This window comes from Haloferax litoreum (assembly GCF_009674605.1).
Lineage (GTDB): Archaea > Halobacteriota > Halobacteria > Halobacteriales > Haloferacaceae > Haloferax > Haloferax litoreum.
Genome location: NZ_WKJO01000001.1, coordinates 1516803 through 1531882, shown reverse-complemented (window position 1 = coordinate 1531882; position 15080 = coordinate 1516803). Strand labels below are relative to the sequence as shown.

General features: G+C 48.4%; 7 protein-coding genes. 3 read left to right on the top strand and 4 right to left on the bottom strand.

Features of this window, described 5'->3' with window-relative positions:
- Positions 1-11: 11 nt before the first annotated feature.
- From GJR96_RS07895 to GJR96_RS07885, 3 genes are all read right to left on the bottom strand, one after another.
- Positions 12-3611, bottom strand: coding sequence for an Eco57I restriction-modification methylase domain-containing protein (locus GJR96_RS07895; RefSeq protein ID WP_151162438.1), 3600 nt, complete (start codon positions 3609-3611; stop codon positions 12-14).
- A 66-nt stretch (positions 3612-3677) separates the two neighbouring features.
- The gene (locus GJR96_RS07890) at positions 3678-5654 is read right to left on the bottom strand and encodes an ATP-dependent nuclease (protein WP_154326193.1); all 1977 of its coding nucleotides are present in this window, start codon (positions 5652-5654) and stop codon (positions 3678-3680) included.
- Positions 5655-6203: 549 nt separating this feature from the next.
- Positions 6204-8252 (bottom strand): ATP-binding protein, encoded by a 2049-nt coding sequence (locus GJR96_RS07885; RefSeq protein ID WP_151162436.1) that lies wholly within the window; start codon positions 8250-8252, stop codon positions 6204-6206.
- A 197-nt stretch (positions 8253-8449) separates the two neighbouring features.
- On the opposite strand from GJR96_RS07885, the gene GJR96_RS07880 reads away from it, so the two are divergent.
- The 3 genes from GJR96_RS07880 (at position 8450) to GJR96_RS07870 (ending at position 13680) form a co-directional block, all read left to right on the top strand.
- Complete coding sequence (locus GJR96_RS07880) at positions 8450-11860, top strand: MrcB family domain-containing protein (protein WP_151162435.1); 3411 nt, start codon at positions 8450-8452, stop codon at positions 11858-11860.
- Positions 11861-11866: 6 nt separating this feature from the next.
- A complete protein-coding gene (locus GJR96_RS07875; RefSeq protein ID WP_151162434.1) occupies positions 11867-13138 on the top strand; it encodes an McrC family protein in 1272 nt (423 codons plus the stop codon).
- 275 nt (positions 13139-13413) lie between these two features.
- The gene (locus GJR96_RS07870; protein ID WP_151162433.1) at positions 13414-13680 is read left to right on the top strand and encodes a hypothetical protein; all 267 of its coding nucleotides are present in this window, start codon (positions 13414-13416) and stop codon (positions 13678-13680) included.
- Between the two features lie 201 nt (positions 13681-13881).
- Here GJR96_RS07870 and GJR96_RS07865 read toward each other — a convergent pair whose 3' ends face one another.
- Positions 13882-14751, bottom strand: a complete 870-nt coding sequence (locus GJR96_RS07865) for a hypothetical protein (RefSeq protein ID WP_151162432.1) — start codon at positions 14749-14751, stop codon at positions 13882-13884.
- Between the last annotated feature and the right edge of the window lie 329 nt (positions 14752-15080).

The following is a 15080-nucleotide window of genomic DNA, read 5'->3' as shown; positions in this document are numbered from 1 at the left end:
TTGTATGAGCCCTACCCTCGGACTTTAGACTCAAGCGGGTTAGAAGGTCGATCAACTCTCTCTTCTATTAATCGTTTTACTTCGTCCCCAAGGCCATACAACTCGTAGACCGCGCCATTCAGCTCTTTTTCTAAGGAAATAGCTTCTTCAGCCAACTCATTGACAGCCAGTTCTGCATCATGATAAGATTTCATTAGGTTGGAAAGTTCCTCTGCAGATACAGGGACCTCCAGCTTCCGAAGTTCCCCTACTGTTCCCACGTCCAATGCATTGAGAAGCCGGACAAATGCAGCGGCACAATTCTCCCCGATAAACTCGATACTGTCCTGAACGTTGAGTCGTACCGTCACCCCATCATGTGATGGGCTCACATCCGCATCATCGTTATCGAAATCCATCTGCATTATATACTCCGTATACGAAAGAGACTCAGTATCTACATCTTCGAGCAACGACTCTGGATGCTCTCTTATTTTTTGAGCGCGTCGATACTTCATAGTCGTCTCTTTGAGCTTCTTTGCTGTGTCGATCACAAGTTCTGTCTGCTCAGATTCATTCTCTTCAGGATTAGGGATGGGTACTGCCAGCAAGTAGTCCCGCTGGTAACGCATGTAATTGTTGCTGTACTTCGGGGCCGACCGACGCATGTAGAACTGGACTGCATTACTGTTGAAGATCCCAGTAAGATAATCGCCGTCCAGAGAGTCTGCCCAGAGGCAGTATGCAGTGTTCAAAGCAGTCACTTCCTCGCTGTCATCTAACCAGAAGTTGCTATAGTAGCAAATGTCTGGAGAGACCACCTTCTTACGATCGAAAGTACCAGGACGATGACGTGCAAGTTGGTACCAATTTTTTCCTTGCTGGACAGCATATCGGTTCTGCAATTCCTCTCGGTTCGATTCCAGATATGCCTTCACTCTCGGGTACTCATCGAGATCCAGGTCAGGAGTTGTGTAGATTAAGTATTCATCCTCGATCTCGGTATGCCAGCGGTGGATGTCTTCACCAGTCACTAAAGGCTTGACAATTTCTTCTTCCATATCCCACTCTTCCACTGTTGCTGAATCAATCACAAACACGTCATTCGCTCCAGTCTGGGCACCGTTCATCGCTTGAGCCCCGGCGAAACTACCGAATTCATCACCGCCAGCCTCTATCGCTCGCATTGCCTTCCCCTCATCTGCTGGAACGAACCGCCAGTCACCGTCACTCAACATCAGTGATTCTACAGGGAAGACATCTAGAGGAACTGTGTTGGCCTCTACATCGGACGCGACATTCCCTAGCCGCTCCAGTACCAGTTCTTCGCTCGGCGGTTCACCGCCTGGTGTTTCAGGTAGGCAAGATCGGATAATGTCAGCTATCCGGCTGCCCCCGTTCGCACTGGACTTCTCATCTCCTGTTGCCCCATTCAATGCGGTTTGGGTGATCTCTGGAAGCGATTCTCGGACAGTAGCATAGGTGAATGCATACTGATCTGGTTTGAACTCTTCTGGGGACCGAGCTCGCTCCTCCTTATTAATTCGCTGTCCTACGAGAATTATTGGGTAACTTTGAACCGTGGGAAATACAGATATATCTCCAAAATTAATCAGCTCTTCGACTTTGTAATTCTGGATGATGTAGTCCCGAATCTTCTCACCGTATCGATTACGAATGAATTTGTTCGAAGTTATGAAGCCAAGTTCTCCACCCTCGGCAAGCCAGTCACCTGCACGCTCGATGAACAAGATGTAGAGGTCGTAATTGTAGTGGGCTGAATGAAATTCGTCGTAATCATCACGCGCAGGTCCTTTTGGAATGTTTTGAATTCGGACGTATGGAGGATTGCCGACAACAAACCCGTAGTCCTTTCGGGTTTTCATCTCATTTGCTTGTCGTCTTTCCTCCCGATACCGGCGTTGAACTGCACTGCTATGAAGAGCAGTCAAACTTTCTTGGTTCTCTCGTCGAAGCGAATCCGTTTGGTAGATATGGAACCGATCCAAGGTATATTCTGGATCTTCTTCCTTGACTTCGCGGTAGAGATCAATGACTTGGAACAGTAGGTTCATTTCCGCAATGTGAGTAGCGAATGGATTCAAGTCGAATCCGTGGAGCCGTTCACGTACAATCTCAATCGCGTCTCGTGGTGGGACTCCTTTCTGATCCAGTCTGTCTAACAACCGTTTGGCCGCACGAACGAGGAAGGTCCCACTCCCACATGCCGGGTCGAGTAAGTCATACTCTTCCTTCTCTAACTGCTTGTCTGAAGTGTATCCGACACTGTCGAGAATCAGGTCAACAACAGCAGTTGGTGTGTAGAACTCGCCCAGAGCTTTGCGTTCCTCCGGAGGTAAGTGTTCTTGGTAGAGGTGACCCAGAACGTCTCTGTCGACATCACTGAAATCGAAATGGTTGAGATGCCAAAGAGTTCTTTGGATTACATTATCGAGGTCTGGATCATCACGGAGTTCCCAGTCGAAGATGCGTCGCGTGTAAAGATGGTCGTATATCTCGCCGAGTTCTTCTGAGGCGAGTTCGAACAAATCAACGTAGTTTCGGCTAACGTAGCGTGTGTAATCATTCCAAAAGGCGAAGTAATCGTCTACTCCACCATTGCTGATCATCCGGTTTGTGAGATCTTTGTCCTCAGCAATTCGGATTAGCAGGATTTTATTGAGCTGGACGTAGACACTCTCTCGGCAGAATACCTCCTTGTTTTCGTCGTAGTCTGTGTCTTGACGGTTGCTCAGTCGGACCCAGGTTTCGTAGTCGCTATTGAACTGCTCGTAAATCTCGTATTCGTCCCTGAGATCTGCAAGTTGGCTTTCCAAATCTGCGATTTCGGAGTCGTCGTGTCCGCTGTCTTTCAACCGTTTGATTTGGGCTTCTAGGTCTTGTCGTTCACGCTCAAATTCTTGGTACCGTTCCTCGTAGTGATCAAAGGCTGCCAGGGTATAGGGTATAAAGTAGTCTTCTAGGCAGGTAGCGAGCGTTTGTAGAAGATTGTCGAATCCTTCGTCAGTATCTACATCTTGACGGTTGACGATGTCGAATTCGCTATACCGGTCTTCATGGGTGATCTCAGACTTTCGCAGACGCTTGAGTTGCAGAATCGCTTGCCGTTCGTCAAGAGTGAGTTCGTTGGCAATCGCTTGCCCACTGGCTCTGTTAGCGATTCCTTCGAAGGGTACTTCTGCGATTTTCCGTGCGGAGATACCGTAGTGTGTGATAGCGTCAGGGTGAGATTTGGGACAGCGTTCATAGAGTAGAAGATTGTCGATGTTCGTGCTAACAAGGAAGCGGACGTAAGGCGTTCCAGAGGCATATCGGAAGACCTGTTCAATGCCTTCCTCGACCTCAACATCTCGGCGTTTGCCTTCGACGATGATTACCGGATTGCGGTCTTCGTCAAAGAATCGGATGTCATTCCATTCGTCTTCTTGTTCGTAATCAGCTTTTGAAAAGTCGAGGATGTTAACGAAAAGGTGGTCAATGAGCCGTGGCATCAAGTCGTGTTCGGCTCGTTCTCCGGTTTGAATCTCCGCATACAAATCCAAGTACTCGCCAATAACGCTATCAGTGAACTCATCAGAAGAGATCGCTTCAGGAGTATTAGAATCTGCCATATATTGTGTTAGGGAGTAAGTGCGTTGGGCCGCCTATGTAAGTATCGGACGTACTGGACCGGTTTATTAGTGTTCATATTTGATTGTTTGAAACAGCTGTACAAATCGATCGAGACTGTCGGTGCTTACTTGACCATCCCTGATTCGATGCCCGAGTGTTTGTGCAACTTTCAATTTTGAAAAGTCGTGCTCGATCTGATTCTCGACCAGTTTTTTAGCAATATTTGCCAAGTTTTCTCCCTCGTACAGCTCATCTTCAATATACCAGCCCTCCGACTCATCCTCTACCCTGATTGTGGTGAATTCATCAAAGCTACTGTATCGGTCATTGACTGCATGTAGATATTCGTCAGGTGGGAACATATCTTCGAATTCCACATTCCGGTCATCATCTTCTTCTCTCTCATCCAGCATTTGGATGCAGTCTTCAAGTTCTGGATTATCCCTTACCAGCTCATCTTTCATTTCTTCACCAGGCTCATCATTATCGAGAAGAATCACAAATGGAATGTCCTCCTCAACGGCCCATTTACTAAATTTTTCTGAGTTGCCAACCCCTGCCATTTGAAGCACGCGGTAACCGTCTAGCGAAAGTCCTTCCAAATCATTCTCTCTGAAATACTCTGAAATTGCTGGAATAAGATAATACTCTGTTGGCCCTTCCGCAAGAATTCGCCCAGAGGCTCCGAATAAATCCAGTCCCACAGACAAACCAAGAGCTTCAGATACCGGACGAATAGACCCTTCTTCCGCATCCATTATTCTATTTTTAATCGTTCCTGATCCTTGATCAATCACTCTGGTCCCGGCTGGGTTCTGTAGGTTGATCATGAAAGGAGAATGAGTGGTGTAGATTACAGTGCTGGATTCAGCAAAGTCGCTCGAGATTGTTTCAAGCATCTCTCCCTTCTGGATCGGGTGAAAATATACCCCTGGATCATCAAGAAGCACGAGTGCAGAACCATTTTCTGGTTTCCGTGAAATGACATCCAGATATAAGGTCAAGAATCGATGGAATCCATCACTCCGGTCAGAAGGGTGATCTCGAGGACTACGAGCTCTTTCTCCATCGTGTGTCTGAAAATCAGATACCCGAATTTCTATTTCAGTCAGATCATCTTCAGAGAAGTTTGGCACGATGTCGATTCTTACAGACTTTTGACTCCAAGCATCATTTATCGCGTATTCAAGGTCTCGACTTAGATTATTGAGTTTACGCTCAATCTCTCCAGTAGCTGAATCGGTCCAGTTGACATCTATTGAATTTACAAGGTTGTATAATACCGGCTTTCCTACCCCACCGTCCTCAATCTCTGATCTTGAGATTGAGTCCGAAATTTTTCTAGTTGTCTCCTCAAAAATTACTGGGGGAAAGTCATCTCGGACATCAGCTGAACAAATACTAGCTTCTTCCGCGTCACTTAGCAATTCTTGAAGTACCTGCCCGATTTCTTCTAGCTCAGGATAATCAACATCAGAGATACTGCTATCGATCTCTCTGAAGATACCAACAGTATCCCTAACATACTCTGATTCAAGCAATACAAAATCCATCAATGCTTCTTTAGCTTCAGTATCGTTTCGGGCGGCTGGATTATTTGGAATCTCTACACCAGCTGAGTGTAATTTTTTCCGGAGAAGGTTCCGTGCTACACCTGCTTCGAAGATCTCCGGAGGTGAACTTGTTTCAGCTCGTTTATAGAATACTTCCCTGGAGCCATCGGCGAATTTCGTTAAGTAAGTCGTTTCAATACCACTACCACGAGGCAATTTTCGCTCTGTCTTATCCCCTGCTTCGATCAACAATTCTGCAGTAACCACCGGAACCAGTTCCCCTGACCCATCAAATTCAGCGACACCTCGTTCATTGAGTTTGGAATCAGGAACTCTATCATCATTACCCAGATAAGAAATCGCATTTAAAATCGAAGTCTTCCCAGCTTCATTCCGACCGATAATGGTCGTAGGATTGGGTTCTAATTCAATCCACCCAGATCCTTTTATCGCTTTGAAGTTTTCCACAAAGATACGACGAATTTGCACTACTGTCACTGGAGTCTTTCTGATACATATTTCTTTACCATCTATCACTTAGCCAGAATGCAGATACAGATTCGTTGGAAGGATAGCGTTTCTGCTTCTGTAGCCGGCGTTCTCAGCTTCTTGGATCCATTGTTTTTGGTTGTCTACCTTGTAGTAGATGACGACTCTGCCGGAGTCGTCGGCTAGACTTTGCTTGTCTCTCCATCCTCTGTCAGTCATCTCGAGATGCCTTCATGCGTCTGGTGCGTGGTGGTTCCATTACCCACCAGATTTCATATATCTATGAATTGTGTCGAATTTCTTGAATTCTGAGGCCGAACTCTCACCGAGCCTCCATTTCTCTCATTCTAATCTCCGGTACGATGATTTACCCGGCCAACATTCTGTCCGCCACATAGTGAGATAGGAAGTCGACCCCGAGGAAGAACCCTATGTTCTCGGAACGCTTGTTGCCTACGGAACACCCATGATGTTTGTTGAGCCCCGCATTGATCCTGAAAGTCTTGAACTGAATATCAGTATTGCAGTGACCAAGAAACGAGCCGTAGTCTAATCCTGCTCATCTAATGACAGCCCCTCTGCAGAGTCCTCTGCGAATATAATGGGATGCTCAATCGATTGCTCATACTGCTTACGCCGCTCTAACTGCTCCATGTATTTTTCCTTCACCTGGTCAAAGGCTGAAGGAACCACATTTGCATTGCGGAAGTACGTCGCAAATAGACTGTACCACACCATCGCAAAAACAGGATTCTCTGCTTCCTCGAGTACCTCACCGCCCTCTAAAGCAATCTCATGGATCAACCCCGAATCAAGCAACAGGTCGTAGTGAAGGTTGTCAAACGCCTCACGGCCTAGGTTCATCGCTTGGTCCCGCAACTCATAGAAGTCAAGGCTGCTATTCAAACTATTCTCAAACTCAGTTCCAATAGATTCAGCATACTGCTCTATAAGCTGATCAAACTCCTCACCAAGTTCACTTGCCTTGAGAATGGATTTGATACGCTGTTTTAATTGAGAGAGAATCTCTTTGCTGATCCCATATGTGCTGAGAACATTGATCATCAACTCCCGATGGGCTTTACTTTGATACGGCTCCTCAAGAAAGAGAAATCGCAGGATGTGCCCCCGTAGTTTCCGCAGACGATGAAGATGGGCGTCGGCCAATTCAACATCGTTGAAGACCTGTGATTCCTCAGGGAGATCATCCAGGCTCCCTTCAATTTGGATCTCCGAGAGTTCCATCGGTTCATCTCCAAGCTGGCTCAATGCCCATTCACATACCCGAACAACCAGTTCTGCTTGTTGCTGGTTCTCAACCGTATCGAACACCCATTCCCGGAACAGGGGAAGTTCCTGCTCCCAGGCAGAGAAAATGTTTCCTGGGAGAAGGCAGACTCCCGCATAAAGCATGACAAGGCCACGGTGTGGGTAGGTGAGATCAATGCAGTCGAGTTCTTCTCGAAACGCTTCTGACCCAGCATTTTCCCCATGAACCTGATCTAAGTGGTACCGTGCATAGAACCAGTGCGGAAGTGAGTTCACCCACTTCTCGTCACGCTCTTGCGCCAGCATATCAGTCACCTCTTGGAGGTGGTACTGGAAGGCTCCGCGGTGGACGTCGTCTGCGTCACGGTTTTTTCGGACAAGGAAGGTGCGGAAGCGTTCGTGGATTTTGTAGATTTTATCACCGTCATCAGTCCGGTTTACCTGTTGGACGATTACTCGTCGATCCAATTCTCGGAGTTTCTGGTCGATTTCGAGAGCATCCCATTCCTCAAACAGTCCAGCACAGAGTTTTTCGCTTAATTCCGGGAGAGGTGCGAATTGGCGCAGAAATTTCACCGTATCTCGGGGGAGAGCTTCCAAGTATCGTTCTTCGATAGTATCCAGTACTGCATATTCAGGGAGATCGAAGTCTGTTTCATCCTCAGAGGACTCGGTGAGTAAACTGAGATAGAGTGGGTGGCCTTCAACTACAGAGTGAACATCACGAACAGTATCCTCCGGAAGATTCCCAAACTCTTCTTGGAGGAACACTCGGGTCTCACCAAGTGTGTATAGGTTTAGGTGGATATCCTCGAGCTCATGGCCACCAGGCATCCGAATTTGCCCGAGGGTGATGAGCTGGACACCCTGACCTAGGCTAGAGGAAAGTTCGCCGATAATGTCCCGGACAACTTGCTCATCGTCGGCGATTTTGTGGATATCATCAATGCAGAGGAGGAGCGGGTCGTTCGACCAATTTGCAGTTAGATCCTCTAGTTTGTATAGGTCGCGGACACGGTCATCCACTGTTCCACCGCCACTAATGGGTCCGGCACCAGCAGAAGCGCTGATAAGTTGGTTTGGTTTTGTATCTCGTTCTGGTGCTGCTCTACGGGCGAGATGAAGGAGATCGCGTTCAAGACTGTTGTGATCGTGGTGTGCGCGGACAGTCGTTGATTTGACCGTATACTGACTGGGTATCTCTTCGGTCAGATTGTTGAGGAACTCTGTTTTCCCAATCCCTGGCTGCCCAGAGATATGAAGGTCCTTTCCGTCGTCTACAATTTTGCTGTATGCCCGTTGTAGCGTTTCTGTTCGGACCTTTACCATTGTTCGATTTAACAAAGGTTCGTGTGGGACATATCTGTTATGATGACAGTACAGATATTTGACCATCGTTCGTAGTAGCTGTTACTTGCCTCACTCAGCAGTTGTCAAACAGAAAGCGAGGCAATCGTTCTAACTTCCTCTACATCGAAACAAGAGTGGTCACCATATTCATATGGTCTGCTTGAAGTGATAGATGTATGTCTGAATGGCGGGACACGATCCGCGCTGAAATCACGCGGTACTGCGATCAACATGATACGCAGGAATTTGATCTACAAGACCTACTGGCGTTCTCCGAATCGACTCTTCGAGAAAAATTTCCAGATAATAATACGTGGGAGGCAACTACTCGGCGAACTCTCCAAGAGCTCCGAGATGCTGGTGAATTAGATGCGAAAGGAAATGGCCGATATCGGGTTGAGAATTTGAGCGCTCCCTCCAGTAACAACTCATCAGAAAGCCTCCCTATCCCTCATTCTTCTCTCAACATGAAGGCCCAGTATGCACTTACCCACTTCCTGGAGGCAAAGTCAGAGGAAGATTGGGATCATCCTGTCGTTTCTCTAATTAACTCCGAACTCCCTGGGGAATTTCAATCTAAACTAAAACACGATGCTGCAACTACCTATGGAATCGAGCCTGAGCATCTGAACGTACGTGGGTCAAGCGGTACAGGGAGAATGGCGAATATCCCTTGGATTGGAGTTTTCGATCAACGAGTTGCGGAAGGGCCACAAGATGGCCTCTATGTTGTCTATTTGTTTGACACGGTCGAGGATCGGCTCTTTCTGACTCTCAACCAGGGGATGACTCAGCTCAAGGACAATTATGGCCTTGGGGCAACGAAAGAGGTCCTCTCAAAGCGTGCTGAGATACTCCGAACTCGGATCGACCTCGACCGATTCGAGATGGAAAGTATCGAACTCCCAAGCCAATTGCTGACTGGGCGAAACAAGTACTACGGCGATTCAACGATCTGCTACCGTTCCTATGACGCTAGTCAATTCCCTAGTGAAAATGACCTTGTGATCGATTTGTGCGAGCTTGTTGCTTCATACCAGGAAATCGTTGAAAGCGGCTTTTACCAGTCACTCCTGGATTCATTCGACGAAGAGAATGTAGTCCAACGCAGGCCAGGCTCATCTGGTCTCACTGAGGAGACTAGTGACTCTTCTGAATTAGAAAGTTCTGAGGACATGAGACAAGACACAAGCCCAGACCCATCAATTTGGATCGAGAAGACACAGGTTGCAAATCGCCCGTACAAACAAAAAGGAGAATTCAAACTCGGGAAGGCGATCATGTCCCCCAGTCGAGACAAAGGGGGACAGAAGCGCTACGAAGCGATGCGCGAAGCCGAAGCTGGAGATATCGTTCTCCATCTCCTTCAGGATCAACACCAAATTGTTGGAATATCGGTGATTGATTCAGCGCTCCAAGAAGACTTTGAGGGGCCGCCGGATGATCGATGGACCGAAGAACAACAGGTGCAAGGTGGATACCTCCGTTGGCTCAAAGACTACCAAGGAATTGAGCCACATATCCATGTATACAAACAGATCCTAGAGAACCCTGAGTATCAAGACCGTCTGCGCGAGATCAGAGAAGAGAGCGGGAAAATATTCTACAGCAAACGACTTTCACTCAACCAAGGTCACTATTTCACGCAGTGTCCAGATGAGCTGGTTAAGATCTTTGTTGAGGAGTCGCCCCATCTCGCAAATTTACTCGAAGAGAGAGGATACGATCTAAACGGGGATATTCAACTCCCGCCAGCCGACCAGTATGACGGGATAAAGGAAGCAACGAAGGACATTCGTGCACGTATCGATCAGGTCGAAGGTGCTCAAAACTGGTTAAACGAGAGACTCGCAGAGACAATTGTTCGTGATTGGACCGAAGCACTTCGTCGTAGCGATCTTATTGATGCTGTCGTTACCGCGACAGACTCGGTCAAGTGTGAACAGATCGTGGATGTCTACGAAGATCACCGAATTCAACTCAAGGAATTAGCAGACGAGATTGGATCTGGGACGATCAAAAATTCGAGTTTGAATCAGGGAGAGGTACTGTTCGTTGTCCTATTGCGTGATCTCCAGAGCGAGGTAGAGATCACTCCGAACATGAATCACGTGAAGTTCAAAGCTCTACTACAGGGTCGACATAGGGGAGATGGTGGTGATATCCTCACTCCACCAGACCGGCAACCGTCAGATACCGACACAATTGAGCGCCAATTAGAGCAAGCTCAACAACTCGTCTTCTACGGACCGCCGGGAACCGGGAAAACGTATACTGCACGTCAGTTCGCTCACTGGTGGCTTAATCAGCAATCAGATCACACACCGACGACACAGCAGCTCGAAACAGTCACATTCCATCCTTCATTCTCCTACGAGGACTTCATTGAAGGATTGACCGCTGAGGCTGATGACGGGATGGTGGAATACAGAATTCAGGCTGGGGTTTTCAAACGGATTTGCCAACGGGCAGAAACGGCATACCAACACGCCAAACAGAATGACGACCTCGATGAAGCACGTCGCTTTGTCTTGATCGTCGACGAGATCAACCGCGGGAACCTCGCGCAGATCTTCGGTGAGACCATCACGCTCCTCGAAAGTGACAAGCGCCTCGACCAACCCAACGAAGTAGAGATCACTCTATCTCACTCCAGAGAACCGTTCACAGTCCCTCCAAATCTCTATGTGATCGGGACGATGAACACGGCGGACCGTTCGATTGCATTAGTTGACGCCGCCCTTCGTCGCCGATTCCGATTCTTAGCATTCCCGCCAAACTACTCCGTCTTGATCGACCACCACGACTTCGAGAGCTTAGGTGAGATTCAGGAGGTGGCGCAGACCAGTTCGGACCCCTACCAAAGTTTGGTGGCGCTCTCAGTTTTGGCGGTTCGGGAGCTAAACGAGACCATCGTTGATACACCTGATTTGGGGAAGGGGAAGCAGATCGGTCATTCCTATCTGATGAATCTCGATGAAGCAGCAGACATCGTTGACGCCTGGAAATTCGAGATTCTTCCGCTCCTCGAAGAGTACTATTTCGGGCAGTTTGAACGGATTCGAGAAGAGCTCTTCCAGGCGAGTGGAGGAAGATTGTTCCACTGGGAGTCAGAGGAGATCTCGGACTTCACACGAGATGATCTGCGACGAGCACTTGCTGAGTTCGTAGATATCGACCTAGTTGAGGAGGAGGTCAATGGGAGTGCTGACGACAGTTCAGAGACAATCTATACGCTGAACCTTCTACTAGAAGAGAACGTACTCCAGAGCGGTGACGAGCTTGTTTTTAGCGACGATAAAGTCCCTGAGGAATCTAACCGACCATACGATTCTTCAGATCCCTTCTGGAGATGTGAGGTCACCGGAAAATCGGGGCAGAGTAACGGTGTCCGGTGGCTGTTCAATGACGAAGAATACTCGTTCTCCGGGTTGGCGAGAGCTGTACTTGAGCAAGTCTCCGATCACGATAGACCTGTTTCGGGGCCAGATTACTGGCGACACCCTGCATTCGACAACAAGCGCCTTGATTCCATTCGCTCAGAGGTTCAATCGGGAACACTGACGAACGCAGATAGAGAGCACTAACAGATCATGGCACAGTCTACTTCGTTCCCACTACTGGACAGCGAAGATGGCGAGAGTGTCGACATCATATTGCGAGAGTATGAGGAAACCGATCCACTCGATCTGACTGATTCCGCGCTACGGATGCTAAAGACGGAAGTTAACAGCGATGGAGAACGTCTGAGCGTTTCATTTGACCGTGACGGGAATGCGGTGCTTCGGGCAACACAGCACGTGGGGATTGTATCGCTCCCAGATGGTCCGACAATACAGATTCGTCCAAAGACGAAGCAAACTAACCTCCTTCATTTCTTGCGATATGCTCATGGCGTCGAGTCCGTGACTATTGAGCGAGAAACCTCTATATCGGCCGGGAGCACGTTTATCGAGGCCCTCGCAGCACTGTATGAAGCTGAACTTGAGAGCGTTATTCGCCAAGGTCTACATCGGGATTATCGGCGAGTCGAAGAGACTGAAAAGCACCTTCGAGGGCGGCTAAACGTCCAGAAGCAGATTCAGAAACAAGGCGTTGCTCCGACTCAATTTGAATGCTCCTACGAAGAGCTGACCTATGATACGGTCCCAAATCAGTCGATTCTCTTTGCAACATCCATACTCACCCGATTCGTCCGTGGCAAGCATCTGAAGCGTTCTCTACTCAAGCACCGTCATCTCCTTCGTCAACGAGTCACACTAAAACCGACTAAGCCTGCGGCGTTAGATCGCGTTGAGCTCACACGTCTGAATGAGTACTATGCAGACCTACTCCGCCTCACAAGACTTGTTCTCAGGAGTATCTACGTCAAAGAGTTTGTAACTGGGAACCAAAGTTCGTTTGCTCTGCTCATCGACATGAACCAAATTTTCGAGCGAGCTGTAGAGCGAGCGGTTGCAGAAGTAACCGAGGGACATACCGAGTGGAGAGCCGCATCACAAGTGACAACCCGAAACCTAGTCACCGATGGAAAGCGGGCCATTTCAATTCGGCCGGACATCCTCATTCGGGACTCGGAAGAGCAGATCGTACTTGTTGGTGATGCAAAGTGGAAGCTGGGTCGCCCTCCGAATTCGGACTTCTATCAGATGGTTTCGTATCAGTTCGCTCACGATGTCCCTGGTATTCTGATTTATCCTGAGCAAGGAGGCGATGTCGAGACACAGTACTCTGTCGTAGACGAGTATCCTCTTACTCTGGCAGAATTCCCGATCCCGACCACAACCGAGAGTTTCAGTGAGTATATTGACCGCGTCCACAACAGAATGGACGAGCAGATTTGTTCTCTGTTAGAGGATAGCTGATCGTTTTCTCGTTCAATTGGCTACAGATGGCACGCAGAGTAACACCATCCGAGCAATGACGCATCTGATAGTCTACTGAATGCCAATTATCATTCGTACTGTGGACTCGGTCGGCAGTTCTGAGACTGTACGCTGAGCACTGTTATTCGAGGACGTCCAGAAACCAGGTTTAGGACATATGGTAAGTAATTTGATATTCTTGTCTGCCATCTCTCTGGATAGGTCCTACTGGCGTTGCTGGTTCTAGCAGCGACGGCTTTGGCCGGAAGAATACAATGACTGATTTAGACAGCGACGAGCATGGCGAATCGCGCGGCATTCAGATTGGTGGCATTCATATCGGTCCGTTAGAGTACAGATTTCTCAAACTCGTCGTCTATGCCGTCATCGGGCTGTTTCTCTGGCCGTATCTCCTCCTGCTGTACATCTACATCGCCATCAGGCGCTTCAACAAGGGCGTCATCAAAGTCTCAAAGAAGGCGTCAGAGACGCTACGCGAGGAATACGAAGCTGGCTACGAGGAGGGGAGTTCTGAGGACTGACTCACGCTTGGAGGGTCGAGAACAGCGAGCAGGTTTCCGTTGCTGTGACAGAGACGCGGTCTACGAAGAAGTGAGAGTGAATCATTATTGACGGAGAAAACTCGCTCAGGACGCCGAAGACAGCAACCTGAATACTGGTCTCTGAAGAAAAAGAATCGCCTGTGGTAATCTATTCAGGAAACAGCCGTTATAGAGGCGCTGTTACGGCTTCTTGACCGGAGCGATTACGTGGTGAGCGCGATAGTGGTCGCCTTCCTGAATTACCGCGAGCCGCTGACCTGGCCCGCTCTGTAGCTCTACGTTTCCGTCTTCGAGACTTTTTGCAACCTGAGCAAATGCCTCTCCGTACGCATTTTTGAAGTCTGGCCCCTGAACGTTCGAGCTGAGGACTCCTCTGACGCTGTTACCTTTCTTATCGTGGATGTCGATGCGGAAGTCTCCGTTTTCGACCTTAATCTCGAATGAGTCGCCGTGGTTGACTTTCATCCCTGCCTTCGTGATGCGCATCAAAGCGTCCGTCTTCGTCTGAATGACAGTCGGTGCCGGGCTGTCGCTGATGCAGAGTCGGCCGTTCGAATTGAACAGGTTTGTGACTCCGGTAGGGAAGCTGTTCTTCGCGCGCTTTGCAACCGGACATTCCCGAATCTGTTTCAGCCCTGCCTCGGCTGTATAGCTCTGTGCGTATCCGCTAGGGGCCACATCATAGAACTCGATATGGAACACGGGTGGGGACTTTTTCCCGGTCCCCTGACGCTGATTCAGAAGGAGCTTCAGTCCCTCCTGCATCTTGTAGGGGTTGACGATTGCATTGATGGTTTCTCCGTTTACGACGGAGAGACTGTCGAAGTATTCGGATTCGTAGACTCCGTAGGTGATTGCGCCTTTTGCGGAGTTGTATGCAATCGTCTCGACCTGGTCGTTGCTGATTCGGAGTCGAATCTCAGGGTGGTAGGAGTTGTATCGGCCGTCTGGTCGGAGTCCGGCGTGCTCAAGGAGCTCTTTCATTTGCGTCGGGCGAACGTCGATTCTTGCTTTTAGCGGTGGCTGCTTGGATGAAGTATCGCTACTCATATTTTATCTGGGCAGGTATTCTGCCTATTTGAGAAAAATTGACGAGTGCGTATATATCTAACTCCGAATTCTGTTTGTAACCTTTGGAGAGAGCGCTTGTAACCTTTGGAAACTTCATTTTGGCCATTCCAAAGGTTACAAATAGAAAAGTGATAATTTCCTTGTCAATAATTGCATAAAATTTATGCCCCTATCCTTCGCACGACAAAAATCAGCCATCTCAATCTAATTAAAATATATGTCGATTTTGGCTATTCTCATTGAGGGAAAACAACAGACTGCGCAGAGGTGACGAAATGCATTATTACTATATTATAGTAGTATAGAAG